We start from the raw sequence: 22,154 nt of genomic DNA, 5'->3' as shown, positions 1-22,154 counted from the left end.
CGGATGAGGGGGCCTCGCGCCGCTGCGGGCCGGGCGGTGGGTCACGGGGACAGCGACACCGGTGCGGGGTCCCAGACCGTCAGCGGCAGGAAACCCCGGTGGCCGCATGCGCCGAAGACCGTGACCGGCGCGCCGCCCGATATGGCCGCCAGCTGCCACAGGGCCGGACGGCCCAGGCAGCGCGGGTCCAGGGGGAGGGCGGACTCGCCGTCGGCGTCGGCCAGTTGCCAGCCGCCGCCCGCGCCGCCCGGTATCGGCGTGACATCGGCCAGGACCACCGGCCAGGCGTCCAGCCAGGGGTCGTCGCGCAGCGCATGGCCGTACGCGGCCAGCGCGGCGTCGATGCCGCAACCGGTCGGGACCGGTCCCGGGGCCGCGGGGGCGTACCGCTCACCGAGGGCGACGCGCAGCGGGCGGGCGCCCGGGTAGTAGGCCAGGTCGGCGTCGAGCAGCAGGCCGGGCGGGAGCGACACCTCCAGGGGGCGGTGGGCGCCGCCGAAGGAGCGGTGCAGCGCCATCCGGCCGGTCCGCTCGCCGCGCAGGAAGATCCGGCGGGTGGTCAACGGGCCCTCGGTGCCGTCCTGTTGGGCGAGGACCAGCCAGCGGTCCCGGATCGTCACCGTCTCCGGGTCGGACCGGACGTCCGCGGCGTCCGTGGTCAGTCCGACCCGGGCGCGGACCGTCGCCGCGAGCGGGGGCGGGAGCCGATCGATGCCCAGGAAACCCCGGTCGAGGAGGTGCAGCAGGGCGCACTCCTCCAGCAGGCGGGACGGCCAGTCGGGGCCGGAGGTCGCGATCGCACCCAACTCCCTTACCCGCGCGGCGAGTCCGGGCGCCTGGGCGTCCACCATGCGGGCGGCGGTCTCCTCCCAGGAACCCCGCCCGCCACCGGGGTCGTCCGCGCCGGTGCGGGAGGCGGCCCCGGCGGCCGGGCCGGCCGCCGCGAGGCCCGAGTGCAGCAGATCCTCCAGGCGCTGCTCCAACTCCGTTGCGCCGGCGGCGATCCGCTGCATCCGGCGGGCCGCCCGCCGCCGGGCCGCCTCCGGGTCCGCGGGCGCGCGGGCGGGGGCGCCGCGCCCGCGCCGTCGGCCTCGGAACCGCGGGCTCCCGGACCGCCGGCCCCCGCGCCGCCCGGCGGGCGGTCGGACCGCTCCCGGCGCGCCGCCAACCACCCGGCCGCCCACGGCGGCGGCTTCCCGCCCGCGGCCGGACCGTCCCCCGACCGCGCCGGCTCCCCGGCCTCGTCCCCGGCCCACCGCAGCAACAGCCCCAGCGTGTGCTTGCACGGGAACTTCCTGCTCGGGCAACTGCACTGGAACGCCGGCCCGTCGAGATCCACGACGGTGCCGTACCGCGTGCCGTCGCCGCCCTCGCACATCCCCCATACCGCGCCCCCGCCCGCGCCCGTCCCCGACCACCGGCCGGCCGCGGCGAGCCGCCCGCCCGCCGCCCGCGACGCCTCGTCCGGCGCCAGCGCGAGCACCCGGTCCCTCGTCCAACGCTCCCCGTGCGGACTCATCCGACCCCCCTGCGCACTCCCGTCGAACCCCTGCCGTCGAACCCCTGCGGATTCGCTGTCTTCGACGCTACGACGCGGCACTGACAATCGCCCTCGCCCGTCGGCAACTCCGCAGGTCAGCAACGCTTTTCGGGGGCGTTGTCAGTGGTCTGGTGCAGGCTGGGAACCGCAAGTCGCCGGCGGGATCCGCGCGGGGCGCCGGCCGCACATCGCGCGACGAGGGGGAAGCATGTCCGAGAACGGCATCACCACAGCGGGTGGGGCGCACGGCGGGTCCGGGGAGGCGCTGCGACCGCACGCCGAAGTCGCCTTCGCGCACGAGCTGGCGGCGCTCGCCGCGGCCGACGACCGGCCCCGGCCGGAGCGCTGGCGGCTCTCGCCCTGGGCGGTCGCCACGTATCTGCTCGGCGGCACGCTCGCCGACGGCACGGTCATCACACCCAAGTACGTCGGCCCGCGGCGGATCGTCGAAGTCGCGGTGACGACCCTCGCCACCGATCGCGCACTGCTGCTGCTCGGCGTGCCCGGCACCGCCAAGACCTGGATGTCGGAGCACCTGGCGGCGGCGGTCAGCGGCGACTCCACCCTGCTCGTGCAGGGCACCGCCGGCACCCCCGAGGAGGCGATCCGCTACGGCTGGAACTACGCCCGACTGCTCGCCCAGGGCCCCAGCGCCGACGCCCTGGTGCCCGGCCCCGTCATGCGGGCGATGGCACAGGGGATGACCGCGCGGGTCGAGGAGCTGACCCGGATGCCGGCCGACGTCCAGGACACCCTCATCACCCTCCTGTCGGAGAAGACCCTGCCGATACCGGAGTTGGGGCAGGAGGTCCAGGCCGTCCACGGCTTCAACCTGATCGCCACGGCCAACGACCGCGACCGCGGCGTCAACGACCTCTCCAGCGCGCTGCGCCGCCGCTTCAACACCGTCGTCCTGCCGCTGCCCGCCACCCCGGAGGACGAGGTGGACATCGTCGCCCGGCGCGTCGCGCAGATCGGGAGTTCGCTCCGACTCCCGCCCGCGCCCCAGGGGACGGACGAGATCCGCCGCGTGGTGACGGTCTTCCGCGAGCTGCGGGACGGCGTCACGGCCGACGGCCGCACCAAGCTCAAGTCGCCGTCCGGGACGCTCTCCACGGCCGAGGCCATCTCGGTCGTCACCAGCGGCCTGGCACTGGCCACCCACTTCGGAGACGGCGTGCTGCGCCCCGGGGACATGGCCGCCGGCATCCTCGGCGCGGTGGTCCGCGATCCGGCCGCGGACCGCGTCGTCTGGCAGGAGTACCTGGAGACCGTGGTGCGCGAGCGCGACGGCTGGAAGGACTTCTACCGCGCCTGCCGGGAGGTGGGCGCATGACCGGCGGAAGCGGGGCCGGGCCGGTGCTGCTCGGGGTGCGGCACCACGGCCCGGGGTCGGCCCGGGCGGTGCGGGCCGCACTGGAGCAGTGCGCACCCCGCGCGGTGCTGATCGAGGGGCCGCCGGAGGCGGACGCGCTGGCGCCGCTCGCCGCCCACCCGGAGATGCGGCCACCGGTCGCCCTGCTCGCCTACGCCGTGGACGACCCCGGCCGCGCGGCGTTCTGGCCGCTGGCCGCCTTCTCCCCGGAGTGGGTGGCGCTGCGCTGGGCCCTGGAGCACGACGTTCCGGTGCGCTTCATCGACCTTCCGGCGGCACATGCACTGGCCATGGCGGACGAGGAGCCGGAGACCGACGAGCGGCCGGAACGAGGAGGAGGGACGGCGCCCGGCACGGGAACGGGCGAGGCGGCGGGGGAGCAGGGGGAGCCGGGGGCGCCGGCGTCGGCCGCCGCCGTGCGGCTGGACCCCCTCCGGGCGCTCGCCGAGACCGCCGGCCACGACGACCCCGAGCGCTGGTGGGAGGACGTGGTCGAGCACCGCGGCCCGGGACGTGCCGCCCCTTCGCACGGCGCCGAGGGCGGGGGAGGGCCCGAGGTGGACGCGCTGGCTCCGTTCGCCGCGCTCGCCGAGGCCATGGCGGCACTGCGCGCGGCCCACGGCGACGGCGGATCCGACCGCGACGCGGTCCGGGAGGCCCATATGCGGCTCCGACTGCGCGCCGCGCGGCGGGAGTTCGGCGACCCGGTGGCCGTGGTCTGCGGGGCCTGGCACGTCCCCGCACTGGCCCTCGCCGCCGCCCGCCCCGGCTCCGGCGGGAGCCCCGCCCCGCCCACGGTGGCCGCCGACCGGCAGCTCCTCAAGGGCCTGCCGAAGGTGAAGACGGCGCTGACCTGGGTGCCGTGGACCCACCGGCGACTGGCCCGGCGCAGCGGCTACGGCGCCGGCATCACCTCCCCCGGGTGGTACGGCCACCTCTTCGAGGCCCCCGACCGCCCCGTGGAGCGCTGGCTGACCAAGGCCGCCCGACTGCTCCGCGAGGAGGACCACGCCGTCTCGTCGGCGCACGTCATCGAGGCGGTGCGGCTCGCCGAAGGGCTCGCCGCGATCCGCGGCCGTCCGCTCGCCGGCCTCGCCGAACTCGACGACGCGGTCCGGGCCGTCATGGCAGACGGCTCCGACGTGCCCACCGCACTGATCCGCGACCGGCTGGTGGTCGGCGAGGTGCTGGGCCAGGTGCCCGAGGACGCCCCGGCCGTCCCGCTCCAACGGGACCTCGCCCGCTGCCAGCGGACGCTGCGCCTCAAGCCCGAGGCGGCCGAGCGGGAGCTGGAACTGGACCTCCGCAAGGAGACCGACGCCGGCCGCAGCGGCCTGCTGCACCGGCTGCGGCTGCTCGGCGTCCCCTGGGGCGAGCCCGCCCGCTCCCGGGGCAGCACCGGCACCTTCCGGGAGACCTGGCGGCTGCGCTGGGAGCCGGAGTTGTCCGTGCGGGTCGCGGAGGCCGGCGTCTGGGGCACCACGGTGCTCACCGCGGCCACCGCCAAGGCCGCCTCGGACGCCGCGGAGGCCACCGTCCTCGCCGAGGTCACCGCCCTCGCCGAGCGCTGCCTGCTCGCCGGGCTGCCCGACGCCCTGCCGGTGGTGATGCGGGCGCTGGCCGACCGCGCCGCCCTGGACGCGGACGTCGGCCACCTCGCCCAGGCCCTGCCCGCCCTGGTCCGCGCGGTGCGCTACGGGGACGTCCGCGGCACCGACGCCGGCGCGCTCCGCGCGGTGGCGCTGGGCCTGGCCGGCCGGATCTTCGTCGGGCTGCCCCCGGCCTGCGCGGGCCTGGACGCCGACGGCGCGGTGGAGCTGCGCGGCCACCTCGACGCCACCCACCGGGCCGTCGGCCTCCTCGGGCAGGTCGCGGAGGAGACCGGGGCACCGGACAGGGCGACCGCCGAGCCGCCCGCCCCGCCCCTGCGGGAGCGCTGGGCGGCGGTCCTCCACACGCTCGCCGAACGCGACGCCGTCCCCGGCCTGCTCCGCGGGCGGGCCGCCCGGCTGCTGCTGGACGACGGACGGCTGCCCGGCGACGGCGCGGAGCGGCTGATGGCGCTCGCCCTCTCGCCCGGCACCCCGCCCGCCGACGCCGCCGGATGGATCGAGGGCTTCGTGGGCGGCCCGGACGGCGGCCTGCTGCTGGTCCACGACGAACGGCTGCTGGCACTGGTGGACGGCTGGCTGACGCGGGTACCGGACGCCGCCTTCGTCGACGTCCTGCCGCTGCTGCGGCGGACCTTCGGCGGATACGACACCGGGGTGCGGCGCACCCTCGGCGAACTCGTCCGCCGCGGCCCGTCCGGCGGATCCCGCCACCCGGCGGCCGGCTCCGCGGACGCGGCGGCGCCCGGCTTCGGCCCGGGCCTGGACCGCGACCGCGCCGCCGCCGTGCTGCCCACCCTGCGACTCCTGCTGGGCATACCCCAGCGCGGCTACGAGGACGAGGACGGGCACGACGAGGACGGGCACGACGAGAGCGGGAGCGGGCGGGACGGCGCGAGCGAGGGCCCGGACGGCGTCGGGAACGGAGCCGGGACGACGGGGACCGAAGGCGCCGGCCCGGCGACCAACGAGCTGACGGGAGCGGGAAGATGACCAGCACGACGGAGCGGGACGCGGAGCGGCTGCGCCGCTGGCGACTGGCGCTGGGCGGCGCCGGCGCGGACGGCACCGGCTGCGAACTGCGCGGCAGGGACGCCGCGATGGACGGCGCACTGGAGTCCCTCTACGGGCAGCGACCACACCCGCGACCGGGCCGCGGACCGCGCGACGGCGGCGGCACCCGGGCGGCCGGCCTCGGCGCGTCGGCACCCCAAGTGGCCCGCTGGCTGGGCGACATCCGCAGTTACTTCCCGTCCTCCGTGGTGCAGGTGATGCAGCGCGACGCCATCGACCGGCTCGGGCTGTCCGCGCTGCTGCTGGAGCCGGAGATGCTGGAGGCCGTCGAGGCCGACGTCCACCTGGTGGGCACCCTGCTCTCCCTGAACAAGGTGATGCCGCAGACCACCAGGGAGACCGCGCGGGCCGTCGTCCGCAAGGTCGTCGGAGAGCTGGAGCAGCGGCTGGCGACCCGCACCCGGGCCACGCTCACCGGAGCGCTGGACCGCGCCGCCCGGATCCGCCGCCCGCGGCACCGCGCCATCGACTGGGACCGCACCATCCGCGCCAACCTCAAGAACTACCTCCCGGAACACCGCACCGTCGTCCCCGAGCGGCTGATCGGCTACGGGCGCTCGGCACGGTCGGCGCAGCAGGACGTGGTGCTCTGCATCGACCAGTCCGGGTCGATGGCCGCGTCCGTGGTGTACGCCTCGGTGTTCGGGGCGGTGCTGGCCTCGATGCGGGCCCTCGACACCCGGCTGGTCGTCTTCGACACCGCCGTGACCGATCTGACGGACCACCTGGACGACCCGGTGGAGCTGCTGTTCGGCACCCAGCTCGGCGGCGGCACGGACATCAACCGGGCGCTGGCCTACTGCCAGTCCCGGATCCGCCGCCCCGCCGACACCGTGGTCGTCCTCCTCAGCGACCTCTACGAGGGCGGCATCCGCGACGAGATGCTCAAGCGGGTCGCCGCGATGACGGCGTCCGGGGTGCGGTTCGTGACCCTGCTCGCGCTCTCCGACGAAGGCGCGCCCGCCTACGACCGGGAGCACGCGGCGGCCCTGGCCGCCCTCGGGGCACCGGCGTTCGCCTGCACACCCGACCGGTTTCCGGAGGTGATGGCGGCCGCACTGGAGAAACGGCCGCTGCCCATACCGGACATGGCGGAGCAACGGTGACAGGAAACCCGGGGGGACTTGCGGGGTACCTGCCCCGTCGTGCAAGGATCAGGGCATCGCTCGATCACCCGTGACGGGTTCGACACCGTGGCGCTGTGCCCGGCTGTCCCCGTCCGCATGGGAAGGTCCCCTCCGTGTCCGCTGTGCTCGCCCTGCCTGCCGCCGTGCGCCTGCCGCGCACCGTGGCCGTGCGGCGCGCGCTGCTGGCGGGGCTCTTCCTGGTCGGCTTCGTCCTCCTCGGCATCGGCTTCGGCACCGGCGCACACGCCGCCGACCGGACGCCCGCCGACGGCCACCCGGCCGCACCCGCGCTGACCGGGGCCCAGACCCCGCAGCGCGCCGGCACCCCCCGGCACCTCGGCAAACTGCCGCGGTCCGGGGCGGCGTTGGCGCACCAGGGCGAGGCGGAGGGCGCCGGACTCACCCGGCGCGCGGACACCGAGGCGGCCGCGGTCGAGGGCACGATGCGCCCCGCCGAGCAGGCCGCCGCACCGCTCACCGACCGGCTCACCGAGCCGGTGGACACGGTGACCGGCCTGGTCAAGACGATCGGCGGGATCGGGGACACGGTCGGCGGCGCGCTGCCCGTCCACCTCCCCGTCGGCACCCACCCGGGACGGCCCGGCGACGGCGGCACGCCCGCGCACGGCGGGGTGCCCGGTGGCGCCCAGGCCGGTCCCGGGGCCGTTCCCACCGGCGACGGCCCGGCCGCGTCGCAGCTGCTCCGCCCGGCGCACTGCGGCTACGCGCCGCACCACCCGGCCGCCGCCGCACAGCCGCGTCCCGTCGCCCAGCCGCAGCGGGACGCCGGCCACCACGGCCTGCCGGCCCAGGGCCCGCTGGGCCCGGTCGCGCCGCCCGCGCACACCACGGGCGACGGCCACGGTCCCCGTGGCGGCGACCAGCACGCCGCCGCTCCGGCGGACTCCCCGCGCTTCCGGCTGCTGCCCGGTGGCGTCCGTACGGCCGATGGCGCCCCGACGCGCCGACGGGCCGAAGAAATCCTCGAATTCCCCGGCTAGGGCAGACCGCTCCGCGTCTGAAATGACCTGCCACGCGGGGGTGGCACAGGTCTGCCCGTTGAACCTCCCGAATTCGAAGGACATCACCACGATGCGCTCCAACATCCGCCGTTCCATCGCCGTCGCCGCCACCGCCACCGGCCTGTGGGCCCTCGGCTCCGTCGCCGCCAACGCCGCCGAGCTGCCGGCCACCCCGGACCTGCCGGCCGTCGGCACGGTCACCGGTGCCACCCAGCACCTGCCCACCGGCGCGGTCACCGGCACCGTCCAGAAGGCCGCCGGCACCGCCACCAAGACCGTGCGCGGCGCGGCTGGCAAGGCGACCGGGGTCCTCGGCGGCGGCGTGTCCGCCGACAAGCTGCCCACCGGTCAGCTGCCGCAGGCCGGCGGCATCGTGGACGGTGTGCGCCAGCTCGTCGGCGGTGCCGGGCTGCCCGGCGCGAACGCCGGTGACGTGCAGAAGGCCGTCGACGGCAAGCAGGCGAAGCAGGCCGTCAAGCAGCTCTCCAAGGTCGCCAAGACCGCTGACCTGGGCAAGGCCGGCAAGCTGGTGAACGACAAGCTGCCCGCGCTGCCGAAGCTGCCCGCCGTCCCGGGCGTCCCCGCCGCCAAGCTGCCCGGCGGTCTGCCCAAGGGCCTGCCCGGCGTGCCGGCGCTGCCCAAGACCCCGGGTCTGCCGAAGGCCCCGGGTTCGGCCGACAACCTGCTGGCCGGCCTCGCCGGTGCGGGTCTGCGTCCCGAGCAGCTGGCCAAGCAGGCGCAGGGTGCGCTGGCCACCGCGCGTCCGGTCGTCGACCGCACCGCCGCCGACGTGCTGCCGCCGGTCGCCGCCCGGACGGTCGCCAAGGTCCTGCCGGTCGCCCAGGGCGCGGTCGGCAACGTGGGCGCGCTCGCCGGTGACGCCGCGCGTCGGGCCACCCCGTTCGTGACCGTCGTCGACGGCCGCGTCCAGGTGTTCGTGCAGAACGTCCAGGGCGAGGCCGTGCCGTTCGCGCAGGGTGTCGCCGGGCAGGCCACCGTCCTCGCGCAGGGCGTGGGCAGCGACGCGGTGCCGTTCGCGCAGGGCCTGGTGACCGTCGTGGTGACGGACGGCAAGGGCACCGCGACCGCCGCCGTCGCCGGCGCCCAGGGCCTGGCCCCGGCCGTGCCCGCCAACGTCGCCGACCTGACCAACGCCGCCAACATCCCGGCGGTGCCCGCCCTTCCGGTGCAGGGCCTCTGATCCGTCCGGCGAACCGCACGGTGTGCACCGGTGGACCGACCGCGGCGGCGGTCGGGAACCGGGGCCATCGGAACGCCGGATGAGGCGGACGAGGTGACGTGGGGGTCATCTCGTCCCGCCGAGTGAAAGACGCCGGGTGGCCCTCTGTGGGGGAGGGTCACCCGGCCTTTTTCGTACCCGGGGAACGGCCGGTGCCCGGGGGCGGGGTGGGGCTCTGCGGACGCTCGCAACCATGTGACCGCGAACCCGCGCGACGGCGAACCCCCGCGACCGCGGCCGCGTCCCCGTCTCCCTCAACCAGGCGGTCGGGCCTGTGTGTTCGGTACGCGGAGGCGGTCCCAGGTGACGCGGCCGGGGACGCCGTCCGCGTCCTTGCCGTGGAAGCCGAGCTTGCGTTGCCAGGAGGCGTACGACTTGCGGTGGGCCTCGTTCCACTCCGGGCCGGGGCCGTGCCGGTAGTGGTCGCAGCCCTCGGCGATCAGCCGTTCGCCCATCGCCGCGATCACCGGGTCGCGGGCCCCGGGGCGGAAGAACCCGCCGCCGGGGAACGGCTCGTAGGGCGGGTGCTGCGGCATCGGCGGGACGGGTGGGGTGCGGCCGTCGTCGAGAGCGCCGCCGGTGCCACCGGCTGCTCCGACGTCGCCGACGTCACTGGCGCCGCCGCTGCCGTTCGTCGCGGTCGGTCCGGTGCCGGGCCCCGCCCCCTGGGCGCCCGGGGAGGGGTCCACCGGGTCCACCGGCCCCTCCGGTGGTTCGGCGAGGCGGGACTTGATGCGGTCGCGCAGCGCGTCCATGGTGAAGCCGAGCGGATCGATCTTCCCCGGTTGCCATTCCTTGTGGCCGATCACCGAGCGCTCGCCCCACCCGTGTGCCCGGCAGATCGCCGCCGCGGCCTTCTCCACCGCCGATAACTGGGCTTCCGGCCAGGGGTCCTGGCCGTCGCCGAGGTTGATGCACTCGAAGCCGTAGAAGTGCCGGTTGCCGTCGGTGTCGGCGAGCCGGTCCTCGGGGAGCTCGACCTCGTCGATCACCGCCTGGAGGACGTCGCGGTCGCCGAGGCCGGCGTGGTTGGCGCGGCCGTTGCCGACCAGATACACCTCGCCGGCCTTGTCGATCACGCCGTGGCAGAGCGGTCCCGGCAGGTCCGGGCGCCCGTCGTAGCAGAGGTCCACCGAGGGCTCGGTGCCCTCGGTGGCGGTGTGGTGGACGACCACCCCGTTCATCGGGCCCCAGTGGCCCTTGGTGTTCCGGTTGTGCCGGCGCCAGTCGCGGACCTCGTGGACGACCAGCCCCTCCGCGCGCAGCGCCGCCAGTAACTGGCTGCCGGTCAGCGGGGTGGCCATCAGTCCGCCACCCCCTGCTCGTCCACCTGTGCCTCGGCCTCCGCGGTGGTCTGCGACCGGGGCTGCTTCGGGCCGGCCCCGCCCGCCGCGCCGGTCGACAGCGTCCCGACGCCGCCGGACCCCTGGGTCTGCGCGGCGGCGTCCGCCGCCTGGATGCCGGTCGCCAGCGGGCGGAACGCGAACCGCAGGTCGGGCACGGCCTGTTCGCCGTGCACCCAGGCCAGCGGCGCGTGGTGCACGACGATGCCGGAGGGGTGCTGGAGCAGCGGGCGGCGCGCCCGGTCGGTGGGCCACTCGACGCCGCCGGTGGCGGTGCGGGCCGGGATCAGCCAGAAGTCGCCGGTGCGGTAGCTGCCGCCGGCCTCGAAGTAGACCTCGACGCCGTCCTCCAGCGGCAGCCAGCCGCCCTCCTCCACCGGGACCGCGCCGTGCCGCAGCCGCCCCGGCCGGTCGCCGCGGCGCACCGTCTTCCGGCCGGCCTCCTGGTGGTCCCAGCGGCGCAGGAACGGGTGCAGTTCGGGGCGGCGGCCCACGCCCGGCGCGGGCTCGTCGGAGAGCCGCACCCGGCGGCCGGGCAGATCGACCTCCGCCACCCGCAGCAGCGGCGCCGCCTCGCCCCGGCTGGCGTACCCGGTGTCCACGAACTCCACCCAGTCGCCGACGTGGAGGGAGAGCTTGTCGTCGTTGGCCAGGGAGGCCAACTGCACCCAGGTACCGTCGAGTTCGTCGACGGGGAAGGTGGGCGAGCCGTTCTCCCGGGACCACTTGAAGGTGGCGTCCTTGGCGGTGCCGCCCTCGTGGACCTCGACCCGGTACAGCTGGTTCTCCGGGCCGCGGTAGCGGGCCTCGGGCGCGACCAGGCAGGGGTCGTCGTCGGCGTGGTCGGGGCGTTCGCTGCGGGCGGCCAGCCGGCAGCCGGGGGCGGCGGCCTGCTGCGCCCAGCGGTCGAACGCGGTGCGGATGTCGTCGGCCGGCGGGTTGTCGCCGTCCAGCCCCAGCTCGGACGCCGGCAGCGGCAGCACCTGCCAGACCACCCTGGCGCGGGCCGCGGTGTCCGGCAGTGCGGCACCCAGGGCCACCTCGCGCAGCGCCGGGTCCTCGGCGGCGGTGACCAGCCGCTCCCACACCTTCAGGTAGACCAGGTACGGGAATTGGGAGGGCAGGCGGTCGCCGGGGCGCTCCGGGTCGCGGTGGCCGTCCGGCTGGTCCCAGTACGTCCAGGTCTCGGACGCGGAGGGCACGGAGGGCGCGGTGGGGGCGTCGCCGTCCGCCTCCTCCTCGTCTTCCCTGTCCTCCTTGGGGGCGGTGGCCGTCGGCACCGGCGTTCCCGGCCGCGGGCGGGTGGCGTCGCACAGGATCCCGTCGACGTAGTAGCGGCCGCCGCCGATGACGAGGTCGTCCAGCTCGTGCGGGCCGCCCCGGAGGTCGATCTTGAAGCCGGTGGCGCCGTGCGGCCCGCCGTGCGCGCCGATCAGGTCGGCGGCCAGGGTGCGGGCCTGGAACAGCTGGATGGCGGTCTGCTCGTTGGCGTCGGCGTCCAGCTGGACCCGGCCCTGCTGCGCCACCACCGCGGAGTAGTGGCGCTCCGGCCGGTGGGTGATGCGGGAGAGGTCAGCGTGCATGGAAGGGGTCCCCCTCGTACGGAAGCTCTGGCGGTCGGTGGTGGGCGGTGCGGCGGCGCAACAGGCCCTTGGTGGGCGGGAGTTGGGGCGGTCGGCGGCTCATGTGACGAACACGATCCCCGCGTCGGTGCCCGCCGGGGTGTACTCCGCGAGCCGGGCCCGCAGGCTGTCCGCGCGCTGCGGCAGATAGAGGTCGTGGTACGCGCCCAGTTCCGCGCCGTCCTCCGCGCCGCGGACGATCTCTCCCCCAGCCCTGGACGGGCCGGGGGCACCCCCACCGCCGCCCGCCGCCAACTGCCCGTACCACGGCGTGCCGTAGCGCTCGCTGCGCAGCTGCGGACGGACCCGGGCGGCTCCGTCGGGGCCGACCAGGTCCGGCTGGCAGCGGTAGCGGCGCGGGGTCCGCGACCCGGGCGGGAGGTAGCTGAAGCGGACACAGCCCACGCCCCGCCGGGCCACCCGCACCCGCCCGGTGAACAGGCTGTTCTCGGCGAGCCGCACCGCGTGGACGTGCACCTCGCCGAGGACCGTGGTGCGGTGCGCGGACAACTCCGCGTGCGCGTGCCGGCAGTCCGGTGCGGACAGCGCCGCCCGGTCGGTGCCGGTGGCGTCCAGGATGCTGTCGCGCAGATGGATCGGGAGCGGGTCGGTGCCCACCTCGTCGCCGATCACCTCGATGGTGCCGAGGATCGTGCGGTCGATCTCCACGCAGGCCGTCGTGCGGTCCAGGACCAGGCTCGGCTCCTCGGGGGAGGCCGGGTGGCACTCCGGTTCCAGCGACCAGCCCGGCACGAGGGTGCAGTGCCGCAGCACCAACGACCCCAGCGGGCCCGTGACGTTGAGGCCGCGGCCGGTGACCAGCAGCCCGTCCAGCACCATGCGGGGCCGCCGGCCGGGCGCGCACTCCGCGTCCACGGCACGGATGTTGAGCGCGTCCGGGCGGTTGCTGTACCAGTCCAGCAGCCGGATCACCGGGCGGGTGCCCTCGGCGGCGCGCAGCTCCAGCCGGTCGTCCGGCTCCAGGTCGAAGTCCAACTGCTCCTGGTAGGCGCCGCTGTGGGTGATCTCGATGACGCCGTCGGGGCCGCAGGCGCCGGAGCGCCGGTCGTGCTGCCAGGCCGCGTAGGCGTCCGTGATCCGGTGGAACGGCGCGCCGGGGCCGACGCGGTAGACGGCGGCGTCCGGCGGGGTCACCCTTTCCCTGGCGTACTCCCCGCCGCCCAGGTCGTCGCCGAAGCCGTAGTGGTAGTCCACCCAGACGCCCTGCCGCGGCGCCGAGCGGGCGCCGAACGCCATCCGTCCCCGTTCCGGGTCGACGGCGATCTGGCCGCGTCCGGGCCGGTAGCGCCACTGGCCGAGGTCGGCGACGACGATGTCGGCGAGCGGGACCGGCAGGTCCTCGCCGTCCCGCCGGATGACGAAGCTCTTGCCCGGCCCGTAGTAGTCCGCGAGCCGGTCGTGCAGCTGGCGGCGGGTGATCAGCGCCGGGACGTTGTCGACCGTGGCGAGGTGGGTCGCCGAGGGCTCCGGCTCCGGGCGGGTCACCAGCGGGGTGTCGTTGCCGAGGATCGAGAAGGTGTAGAGGTTGCGGGCCCGGTCCAGGCAGTACGCCGGCGCCCGGGTCACCGCGTACGGCTTCAGCCGCCAGACGAACAGTCCGACCCCGGCCGGCGAGTACCCCCCTTGGGAGTGGCGGGAGGCCACCCGCCGCACGTCCACCGAGCGGGCGACGGTGCCGAACGGGCCGCCGGCCAGGTCCAGCGCCGCGCCGTCCCGGACATCCACCAGCCGGCCGCGCCCGCGCCGTCGGGCGTCGGCCGCCTCGGTGGCCGAGCCGTAGAGCCGCACCGGCTGCTGGTGGGCGACCAGCCGGGAGAACTCCACCGCCCGCGCCGGCCAGCCCGCCACCCCCTCGGACAGCTCCTCCAGCAGCGCCAGGGTGCCCTTGCGCCGCCGGTTGCCGACCGTGGCGGCCACGTCGCGGCGCGGCGCCAGCGCCTCCGCCAGCCGCCGCCGCGAGGAGTCCGGCAGTCCGCCGTCCCGCAGTCCGGTGGCCAGCACCCGCTCGTAGCCGGGCAGCGGACGGTAGCCCACCAGGTCGCCGAGGTAGGGCAGCACCCACTCCGCTGCGGTCTCCACGAACCAGTCGTCGTACTGCTGGGCGACGCCGTCCCGGACCCGGTCCACCTGCTCGGCGATCACCGCCAGCAGCGCCCGCAGGGGCTCGCCCCGCGCGGGGTCCTCGGAGTCGCGCAGCCGGTGCCACTGCGGGAGCAGCTCCGCGAGCCCGTCCGGCTCCCTGTTGGTGGTCATCGGATCTCCTCCGTCAGGATCAGCGTGTCCGCGACCCGCGGCGAGAACAGCGCGAGTTGGGCCGGCCGGATGCCGCGGAAGACACAGACCGCGCGGCCCTTGGGCAGCGGGCGGGTGTCGGTGAGGTCGGGGTTGAGGCGCAGGAGTTCCGCCAGCGGGATGCCGTAGTGGGCGGCGACGGCGGTCAGGGTCTGACTGCCGTCCGCGGTGACCTCGTGGATCCGCTCGTCGAAGCGGGCGAGCCGGGACGCCACCGAGGTGCGGGCGGGACCGGCCAACTCGCCGGTCAGTGCGGCCAGTTCGGCGGGGGTGACGGACGCCGGGACGCCGGTGAAGGCGTCCACGTCCACCCAGTCCACGCCGGGCACCGCCTGGGCGGCGGCCAGCACCTCCGACAGCTGCGCCGGCCGGCCGAGCTCCCGCCCGTCGTAGCCGAGGTGGGCCAGCAGCGCCTGCCGGACCCGCGGCTCGACCAGCGACCAGGCATGGTCCGGCGCGACCTTGATCTTCGCCGCGCACAGCAGCAGCACCGGTTCGTGGACGTCCACCCGCACCGGCAGCCGGCCGTCGCCGTACTCCGCCAGCGACGCGCGCAGCGCCCGCAGCACCTCCGCGTCCGGTGCGATGGGGATGTCGTCCACGCCGGCCACCGTCACGTGCAGCACCTGCCGCCGGCCGTCGAACACCTCGCGGGCCGCGGCCCGGCCGATGCCCGCCCGGGAGCGCGCGAAGTCCTCGTGGTCCGCCAGGGACACCAGCCGGTCCAGGGCGGAGACCGCCAGCGGGATGGTGCGCCGGGTCAGCGCCGGGCCGTCCGCGTCCGCGCCGCCGGTGGCCGGCTGCGGATTGGTGACGGCGGTGACGCCCAGCGGGCGGGTGACCGCCTGGGTGATCCGGTCCGCCGCGACATTGGCGGCCCGGCCGGTGCCGAAGCGGTAGCGCGCCCGCACGTTGTCGTGGCCGGTCGGCAGCCGGGCGCCGTGCACCCCGTCGCCGAAGGTCACCGTCGTCCGGCTGCCCCCGCTCTCGGCTCCTGCCGAACGGGAGGTGTTCCCACCGGTGGTCCCGGTGACGTACACCCGCTCGTCGGGGCCGCGGCCGGCCAGGCTGTCCACCGGGTGCCAGCGCAGCCCGTCCACCCGGATCTCCAGCTGCGGGACGGCCCCCAGGGGGTTGTCGGACGGCAACCAGGTCAGCGGCGACTGCCAGAGCGCGAAGGTCTGGTTGGCGCGCGCCGCGTCGCCGCTGCCGATCGCCTCGTCGCGGCTCTCGCCGTGCGAGGCCGGGACGACGTTGCCCTGTACCCGGACCGACTCCCGCCGGTAGCGGTGCGTCAGATCGCGGGTCAGGGTCAGCGTGGTGTGCACCCGGTCCCCGGGCAGCGCCGGATCCAGGGTCTGTTCCACGCCCGCGATCACCGCCAGTTCGGTGCCCCGCACCCCGGCCACGCCGGGGATGTCGGTCCGCTCGCCGGAGACGATCAGACGGCGGCCGGGACGCAACCCGTCGTACAGCTCGGCGAGTTCCAGCCGGTCGCCGTGGACGTCCTCGCCCACCGGGTCGTCGGCCTGCTGGAGGTCCTGGCCCGCGGCGTGCACGGTGGTGTCCCGGATCGCGTCCAGGGTGACGTCGTGCTCGTCCAGCCACGGGTCGGCCAGCGTGAGGAGCGTGCCCCGGCCGGTGATCCCGTACTGGGTGTGCGTCGTGGTGCGCACCGCGGTGACCCGGGTGGTGACGAACGCCAGCTTCTTGTCGCCCGGGATGCCGTCCGGGCCGTCCGCGCCCTTGCGGGGCCGCTCGATCGCCGCCCAGCTGCCGACCGTGATCCCGTCGTACACCGCGTCCAGCGCCAGTGCGTGCCGGTCGGCGGGCTCGGGGACCGTCGCGATCCCGATCTCCACGCCCGGCGGCTCCCCGCCGGCCGCCACCCGCACCCGCACCTCGTACCCGCCCTGTGTGACCTGCCGGTGCTCGCCGGGGGCCAGCTGCCAGGACTGCGAGGACCCGTTGTCGACGGAGACATGGATCCGGCCGTCCTCGCCCGGCCGGGAGACGAACAACGTCCGTTCCGGCAGCCCGGACAGCAGCCGGGCGGTGACCCCCGGCTCCTGCGAGTCCACCGGGCGGCGGCCCAGCCAGCTCAGATCGTGGTCCTGGCCGGTACGGCTGTGCAGTTCGACCCGGCCCGGGCCGAGCGCGAAGCCGACCTCGGAGGCGGGCAGGTTCTCCGCCCGCTGATCCGAACTGCCGGTCTCGGCGTGCTGGAACTCGGCCCGCACCGGGACCTTCCCCGCGGTGTCGAACACCACCCGCATGGTGGTCAGCGCGGCGCCGGTCAGCGGCCAGTCCGCGGTCCTGATGACCCGGCCCCGGTCGTCCTGCACGGACTTCAACGGCGCCGTCGCCCCGAACGGGGTGGCGGTGACCCGCATGGCCAGGAGGGCGCGCAGCAGGGGCTTCTCCGCGGCCCGCGCGAGGCGGCCGGTGGCGGTGGTCGGCGTGGCGGCCGGCGCGGTGGCCCGCCGCCACGCCGGGTAGAGGCCGTCGCCGATCCGCGGGTCCAGCGCGGACAGCAGCCGCGCGCCCAGGTCCGCGCCGGCGCCGAACGCCCGCCGGGGGTCGCCGGCGGCCTCCCGGGCGGCGGACGGCGGGCGGACGACGCGGGTGCGCAGCGCAGGCAGCACGGTGGCGAGGGCGGCGAGCGCGGTGGGCAAGGAGGGAGCGGCGTCGGCCGCGTCTCCGTCCGGGCCCGCGACCGGGTCGGGGCCCGCGGCGGGGGCCGTCGTCCCCGGTGGCTGCGGTTGCGGCGGCTCCCCGGCCAACTGGCCGGCCCGCCGGGCCAGTTCGCCCACCACCGCCTGGAGCTCCTCGAACCACGCGACGACCTCCGGATAGCCGGCCGCCACCGCCTGCGCCTCCGCCAGCCGCTCGTGCGGCCCGGCCAGCCGCGCGACGAACGCGTCCGGGTCGGCGATCCCGTCCAGGTCCTTCCGCAGCGGCGCCAGCACCTGCGCGTCGAAATCGGCGATGAACCGGCTGATCGGGCGGGGGTTGGGAACTTGTGGCGTGGCCGGCGGCGGATAGTCGGGGTCGTCGGGGTCGGTGGACAGCGGGGGCTCGGTGATCCAGGCCCGCAGCTCGGTGATCAGCTCCGGCAGCGAGGCCGGCGCCGCCTGGGGCAGCCCCAGCCCGGTCACGTCCTCCGTGCGGTCCGGCCGCACCGACGCCACCGGCAGCAGCACCCGCTGCGCCCCGAAGTCGAACAGCAGCCGGTCGCCGACGGTCAGCCCCGTGGACGTCCCCGCGACCAGCAGTTCCGGCCGGGTCCTCAGGTCGTCCGCGGTGAGCAGCGCGGGCCGCCGCTGCCGCACCGCCAGCGCGTTCCACGCCCAGCGCGCCGTCAGGTCCTCGTCGGTCTCGAAGGTCTGTGCCTCCTCGTCCGACCCGGCCGGGACGCTGTGGCTGCGCGCCCCGCGCGGGATCACCACCGGCAGGTCCCCGGCCCGCGGATCGCGGTCCAGGGTGTAGGCGAGGAAGGTGTCGGCGGCGACGCCCGGCCGCGGCCGGTGCCCGACCAGCCGGCCCAGCAGGGCCAGCGACCGGTGCTCGTCGGCGGTCCGCAGGTACCCCTCGTCGGCGATCCGCTCGCTGTGGAACGTCAGCAGGTCGCCCAGCACGGCCCAGGAGTCCAGCAGTCCGATGGACGGGTCGTCGGTGGTGCGGACGGTCAGCCCGCGCAGCGCCGGATAGGCCGGCGAGGCCAGCCGGTCCACCATCGCGGCCAGGAACGAACCGTGGTCCCCGACCCGGTAGTTCAGCGCGGCGCGGCCCGGCGGGTTGTAGAGCGCGGGGTCGGCGCGGCGCTCGTCGTGCCCGCCGCCCCCCGCGTCCGCCCCGTCGCAGCCGCAGCCGCAGCCCGTCGTCTCGTGCTCCGTCATCGCCCACCCCCGAGCTCGATGACCAGCCGGCCGTTCTCGGGCCGGTCCGGGTCGTTGTCGCAGCGGGCGATCTCCAGCGGCCCCAGCCGCAACACCCCCGCCTCCCGTTCCCCTTGGTCCTCATGGAACATCCGGCGCAACCGGGTCACCGCCACGCTCCGGACGCCCGGCACCGCCGCGGCCACCGCGACCAGCCGGCTCAGCCGGACCGGCTCCCCGAACGTCAGCGCGTCCGGATGGAAGAAGCCCAGCCGCCCGCCGGACAGCGCCCCGCGGCCCAGCACCCGGTACAACTCGGCCATGATCTGCCCGTGTTGATGCCCCGGCTCGGCGCAGACCTCCAGCGCCACGTCCAGCGGTACCCACTGCGCCGGCCGCACCACCAGGTCGTGCCCGATCCTGCGGTAGCCCTCCAGCGCGTAGCCGACGGCGTCCAGCAGGGCCGGCGAGGGGTCCTCGGTCCCGTACGCGTCGACGGCGACGTGCGCCTCCTGGACGCTGCCGGCCCACCGGATCTCCGCCGCCGCCCGCTGCACGCCCGACAGCTCGCCGGCCAGCGCCGCGTAGTCCTCCGCGGTGACCGCCCGCAGCCGGGCCCGCTTCAGGTCCAACGGCGCCAACTGCCGTACCTGCTCGACCGGTTCGGGCTCGACCCCGCCCACCGCGGGCAGCGGGTTGCGGACCCCGGCCACCGGGAGGGGCCCGGCGGCCTCGGACTCCTCCGGGGCGCGCCGCAGGACCAGATGGCCGATCGCCTCCGCGCCGACGTTGCCGGCCGTGCCGCCGCCGACCCGGTAGTGGACGGCGAACCGGCCGCCGGGCGCCGGCCGGGCCCCGTAGCGCCCGTCACCGAACCGCAGCGCCGTCCTCCAGCCGTCCTCCAGCTCCCCGACGAAGTGCCGGTCGCGCGGACCGCTGCGCAGCAGATCGCGGCGGGGGACCCAGTCGGTGTCCGCCGCCCCGGTCGCGTCCCCGGTGCCCTCGCCGTCGTCCCCGTCGGTGTCCGGGATCGCGCGCAGGCGGATCGCCGGCAGGGCCTCCCGCGGGTCCTGGAGGACGGCGGCGGCCGGGCCGTGCAGCACCGGCTCGTCCGGATGCAGACCGGCCGCGTACGCCGGCCCCCAGGTCTGCGCGATCTCCCACGCGGTCCGCCCGTCCAGCACCGCCCCGGCCCGCGCCCGCGCCACCAGCACCGCCAGCCGCCGCAGCTTGCCGTCCAGCAGCTGCGCACTGCGGTGCAGCAACTCCCGCAGCGCCCGGACCGGATGCCGGGCCGGCTCCAGGACCTCCAGCGGCTTCGGCCCGAACAGCACGGTCAGCTCGGCGATCTCGGCCTCGTCCAGCCCGTCGTGGTCGCGGGCGCTGCGCCACAGCTCCACCAGCCGCTCCCGCACCCGGTCCGGGATCGCCGCCAGCCGCTCCGCCTGCCCGGCCGCGACGAACCGCGGCTGCGGGAACGGCACCGCCTGGACCACCGGCGACCGGCCCAGCACCGGCCGGAAGCGCGGCACGATCCCCGGGTACACCGACTGCGCCAGCAGCGTCCGCAACGCCGCGGCCTGCGCGTACGCCGTGCCCGGCAGCACCCTCTCGGCCCGCGGCCCGGCCGACTCCAGCCCGATCCCGGCCCGCTCGGCGGCCTCCTCGCCGACGGCGGTGAACAGCTGCCGGACGTCGTCGGGGGACAGCTCCCGGCCGCCCTCCGCCCGGTCGATCAGGTCGTTCACCAGCTGCCCGACCTCGTTGCCGCCGTGTCCGCCGTCCCAGCAGCCGAACGCCGGCGGGTCGCAGGACGCCAGCACGGCGGGCACCGGCGGCACGGTGACGGTCTCCGGGACGTGCCCGTCGTCCCCGTCCCCGTCCAGCGTCCGCCCGTGGTCCACCAGCACCACGTTCCCGCGCGCCACGCTCACGTCCGCGACGGGCGCACAGTCCCGGCCGCCCCGCGTCGACAGCCGCAGCGGGAACGCCAGCGCGTCCTCCGCGGCCCAGGCGACCTCCAGGACGGGCTGCCCGACGAGCTGGTCGACGGCCGGGGTGACGGACGTCAGCCGCACCACCTGACGGTGCGTCGGATCCTGGTCGCCCGGCGTCCCGGTCCGCGCTCCCTTGACCTCCTCGAAGAGCAGCAGATCACCCGGCGCCAGCGCCAACTCCCGCTGCCCGCCCTCCTCGTCGGCCCAGCCGTCGGTGAGGGTGGCGGCGGTGGCCCCCTTCGGCAGCCCGCAGACCTCCCCGCCCCACGTCCACAGCCCGATGGCGTTGTGCCGGGGCAGCAGCCGCAGCGGTGCGTCCCGCACCACCGGCTCGAACACCTCCAGCGCCCCGCGCTCGGCCAGCACCGCCAGTTCCCGGTCGTCGAGCACCGCCCCGAGGTCCGGCCGGTCCCGCGGCCCGTAAGTGCGGTGGTCCACGGCCGCGAACCGGAAGGTCCCCGGCAGCAGCGTCAGCTCCGCCGCCACCGCCACCGCCACGAACGCCCGCGCCGTGCAGCCGTCGTGCATCGGGTAGTCGATCAGCCGCACATGGCGCCGGACCGACACCCGGCGCCGCGCGGTGTCCAGATACGCCTCGGTGGCCACCGCGTCCTGCTGGTAGCTGATCTGGTCGGCGGTATAGGCGAGCAGCTCGACCAGCGTCGTCCCGAGGTCGGCCGGATTCCGCTCCACCCACTCCGGGGTCGTCAGCCGCAGCCGGTCCAGGACGACCTGCCGGAGGGTGTCGTAGTCCCGCGCGGTGTAGTCGATGACGGGGGCGGCCGGGCGGGCGGCGTCCGGCAGCCGCCCCGTCCCGTCGCTGCCGCCGTCGCCGTCCACGCAGTCGAACGGGGTCGGGCAGTTCGGCCGGAACGAGAACTCCGCCGAGAAGTACCGCTGGTCGAAGCCGGGGAACGGCGCGGTGCCCGGCCGCCCGTACGGATCGGTCTCCACCACCGACAGCCGGTAGGACGAGAAGTCACCGGCCCGGTCCAGCGTCACCACCAGCCGGTCGTCGAGCTCGGGGTCCTCCTCCCGCTCGACGGCGATCTCCAGCGCCTCGATGCCGGATATCCGCCGCCCGCCGTCGATCCGGACGTTCTCCGGACGCAGCCCGTGCGGCGCCTTCCCCAGGAAGGTGACGGTGAGCGTCCGCCCGTCCTCGCCGACCTCCACCGCGTCCAGACCGTTGCGCCTCGCCTCCCGGATCAGCGCCCGGCGCCCGGACCCGTCCGTGTCCGCGACCGTCATTCCGCCCCCCGCCCCTCGAACACCTCGTCGCGGCGGCTGGCGGTGGCGCGCACCACGTACTGCAGCGACACCCGCACCACGTTCTCCTCGCTCACCACGTCCAGCGACTCCACCTCGATCAGCTCGCCCAACCAGCGCTGGAGCGCGGCCTGCACGGACAGTTCGATGGCCGAGGCCAGTTCCGGACTGTTCGGCGTGAAGACCAGATCCAGCAGCCCGCATCCGAAGTCGGGCCGCATCACCCGCTCGCCGGGACTGGTGAACAGCAACTGCTCGATCAGATCCCGCACATGCGCGTCGTAACGGGCGTGCGCGGTCCGCCCCCGCCGGTCGACGCGATACGGGAAGGCGATGTCCGTCCGCCGTACCTGCCCTGCTGCCGCCCTCATCGGCTGAAGACCCCCTGCCGTGCTCCGCTCACCTGATGGACGGCGACCACCACCGGCGGCCCCTGCGGCACCAGCCCGGCGCTGAAACACATCGCCGCCGTGGAGTCCAGCAGCACCGGCACACCGTCGACGCACACGTCCCGGCCACCGCCGTCCGGCGCCCACCGCACACTCGTACAGGGCTGCGGGCGCCCCGCCACGACATGCGCGCACCCGCTCACCGTGAAGAGATCCGCGGCGGTCGCCACCGGCGCGCCGTCGATCCGCACCGCCGCGCCGCCGGCCGAGACCTGCGCCACCAGCCCGCCGTGCGGACATCCCACGGCCATTCCGCCATGGAGGAGATTTCCGCTCGCCATCTGCCCTGCCACCC

The 22,154-nt window shown here is 76.3% G+C and carries 12 protein-coding genes and 1 pseudogene; 5 read left to right on the top strand and 8 right to left on the bottom strand.

Going from position 1 to position 22,154, the window contains the following annotated elements; all coding sequences use genetic code 11:
- Positions 1-41 precede the first annotated feature (41 nt).
- Positions 42-1,519: pseudogene (locus MOV08_RS17385) on the bottom strand (SWIM zinc finger family protein).
- A 229-nt stretch (positions 1,520-1,748) separates the two neighbouring features.
- Here MOV08_RS17385 and MOV08_RS17380 point away from each other — a divergent pair.
- The 5 genes from MOV08_RS17380 (at position 1,749) to MOV08_RS17360 (ending at position 8,949) form a co-directional block, all read left to right on the top strand.
- Positions 1,749-2,876: an ATP-binding protein gene (locus tag MOV08_RS17380; protein ID WP_275307991.1), complete on the top strand. Its 1,128-nt coding sequence runs from the start codon at positions 1,749-1,751 to the stop codon at positions 2,874-2,876.
- Positions 2,873-5,518, top strand: coding sequence for a DUF5682 family protein (locus tag MOV08_RS17375; RefSeq protein ID WP_275307989.1), 2,646 nt, complete (start codon positions 2,873-2,875; stop codon positions 5,516-5,518). Before MOV08_RS17380 ends, MOV08_RS17375 begins: the two co-directional genes overlap by 4 nt.
- Complete coding sequence (locus tag MOV08_RS17370) at positions 5,515-6,705, top strand: VWA domain-containing protein (RefSeq protein ID WP_039633583.1); 1,191 nt, start codon at positions 5,515-5,517, stop codon at positions 6,703-6,705. The genes MOV08_RS17375 and MOV08_RS17370 overlap by 4 nt, the downstream gene beginning before the upstream one ends.
- 134 nt (positions 6,706-6,839) lie before the next feature.
- Complete coding sequence (locus tag MOV08_RS17365; protein ID WP_275307987.1) at positions 6,840-7,727, top strand: hypothetical protein; 888 nt, start codon at positions 6,840-6,842, stop codon at positions 7,725-7,727.
- Positions 7,728-7,818: 91 nt separating this feature from the next.
- Positions 7,819-8,949, top strand: a complete 1,131-nt coding sequence (locus MOV08_RS17360) for a hypothetical protein (RefSeq protein WP_275307985.1) — start codon at positions 7,819-7,821, stop codon at positions 8,947-8,949.
- A gap of 293 nt (positions 8,950-9,242) precedes the next feature.
- Here MOV08_RS17360 and MOV08_RS17355 read toward each other — a convergent pair whose 3' ends face one another.
- From MOV08_RS17355 to MOV08_RS17325, 7 genes are all read right to left on the bottom strand, one after another.
- Entirely contained in the window at positions 9,243-10,292 is a 1,050-nt protein-coding gene (locus MOV08_RS17355; RefSeq protein ID WP_275307984.1) for a peptidoglycan-binding protein, read from the bottom strand.
- Positions 10,292-11,914, bottom strand: coding sequence for a DUF6519 domain-containing protein (locus MOV08_RS17350; protein ID WP_275307982.1), 1,623 nt, complete (start codon positions 11,912-11,914; stop codon positions 10,292-10,294). The genes MOV08_RS17355 and MOV08_RS17350 overlap by 1 nt, the downstream gene beginning before the upstream one ends.
- A 99-nt stretch (positions 11,915-12,013) precedes the next feature.
- The gene (locus tag MOV08_RS17345; RefSeq protein ID WP_275307981.1) at positions 12,014-14,227 is read right to left on the bottom strand and encodes a hypothetical protein; all 2,214 of its coding nucleotides are present in this window, start codon (positions 14,225-14,227) and stop codon (positions 12,014-12,016) included.
- Positions 14,224-18,165: a putative baseplate assembly protein gene (locus tag MOV08_RS17340; RefSeq protein ID WP_275307980.1), complete on the bottom strand. Its 3,942-nt coding sequence runs from the start codon at positions 18,163-18,165 to the stop codon at positions 14,224-14,226. The genes MOV08_RS17345 and MOV08_RS17340 overlap by 4 nt, the downstream gene beginning before the upstream one ends.
- Entirely contained in the window at positions 18,162-21,392 is a 3,231-nt protein-coding gene (locus MOV08_RS17335; RefSeq protein WP_275307978.1) for a putative baseplate assembly protein, read from the bottom strand. The genes MOV08_RS17340 and MOV08_RS17335 overlap by 4 nt, the downstream gene beginning before the upstream one ends.
- Complete coding sequence (locus tag MOV08_RS17330; RefSeq protein WP_039633569.1) at positions 21,389-21,781, bottom strand: GPW/gp25 family protein; 393 nt, start codon at positions 21,779-21,781, stop codon at positions 21,389-21,391. Before MOV08_RS17330 ends, MOV08_RS17335 begins: the two co-directional genes overlap by 4 nt.
- Complete coding sequence (locus MOV08_RS17325; protein ID WP_275307977.1) at positions 21,778-22,110, bottom strand: hypothetical protein; 333 nt, start codon at positions 22,108-22,110, stop codon at positions 21,778-21,780. Before MOV08_RS17325 ends, MOV08_RS17330 begins: the two co-directional genes overlap by 4 nt.
- Positions 22,111-22,154: the final 44 nt, after the last annotated feature.

Origin of the sequence: Streptomyces yunnanensis, from assembly GCF_029011865.1 — a bacterium.
GTDB lineage: Bacteria > Actinomycetota > Actinomycetes > Streptomycetales > Streptomycetaceae > Streptomyces > Streptomyces yunnanensis.
The sequence above is the reverse complement of the archived record's forward strand: the minus strand, read 5'-3'. Positions and strand labels throughout refer to the sequence as shown.

What these genes read in the sequence shown, in the direction of transcription:
- MOV08_RS17380 (WP_275307991.1), top strand. Translation starts at nt 1,749, where the DNA reads ATGTCCGAGAACGGCATCACCACAGCGGGTGGGGCGCACGGCGGGTCC.
- MOV08_RS17375 (WP_275307989.1), top strand. Translation starts at nt 2,873, where the DNA reads ATGACCGGCGGAAGCGGGGCCGGGCCGGTGCTGCTCGGGGTGCGGCAC.
- MOV08_RS17370 (WP_039633583.1), top strand. Translation starts at nt 5,515, where the DNA reads ATGACCAGCACGACGGAGCGGGACGCGGAGCGGCTGCGCCGCTGGCGA.
- MOV08_RS17360 (WP_275307985.1), top strand. Translation starts at nt 7,819, where the DNA reads ATGCGCTCCAACATCCGCCGTTCCATCGCCGTCGCCGCCACCGCCACC.
- MOV08_RS17355 (WP_275307984.1), bottom strand. Translation starts at nt 10,292, where the DNA reads ATGGCCACCCCGCTGACCGGCAGCCAGTTACTGGCGGCGCTGCGCGCG.
- MOV08_RS17350 (WP_275307982.1), bottom strand. Translation starts at nt 11,914, where the DNA reads ATGCACGCTGACCTCTCCCGCATCACCCACCGGCCGGAGCGCCACTAC.
- MOV08_RS17345 (WP_275307981.1), bottom strand. Translation starts at nt 14,227, where the DNA reads ATGACCACCAACAGGGAGCCGGACGGGCTCGCGGAGCTGCTCCCGCAG.
- MOV08_RS17340 (WP_275307980.1), bottom strand. Translation starts at nt 18,165, where the DNA reads ATGACGGAGCACGAGACGACGGGCTGCGGCTGCGGCTGCGACGGGGCG.
- MOV08_RS17335 (WP_275307978.1), bottom strand. Translation starts at nt 21,392, where the DNA reads ATGACGGTCGCGGACACGGACGGGTCCGGGCGCCGGGCGCTGATCCGG.
- MOV08_RS17330 (WP_039633569.1), bottom strand. Translation starts at nt 21,781, where the DNA reads ATGAGGGCGGCAGCAGGGCAGGTACGGCGGACGGACATCGCCTTCCCG.
- MOV08_RS17325 (WP_275307977.1), bottom strand. Translation starts at nt 22,110, where the DNA reads ATGGCCGTGGGATGTCCGCACGGCGGGCTGGTGGCGCAGGTCTCGGCC.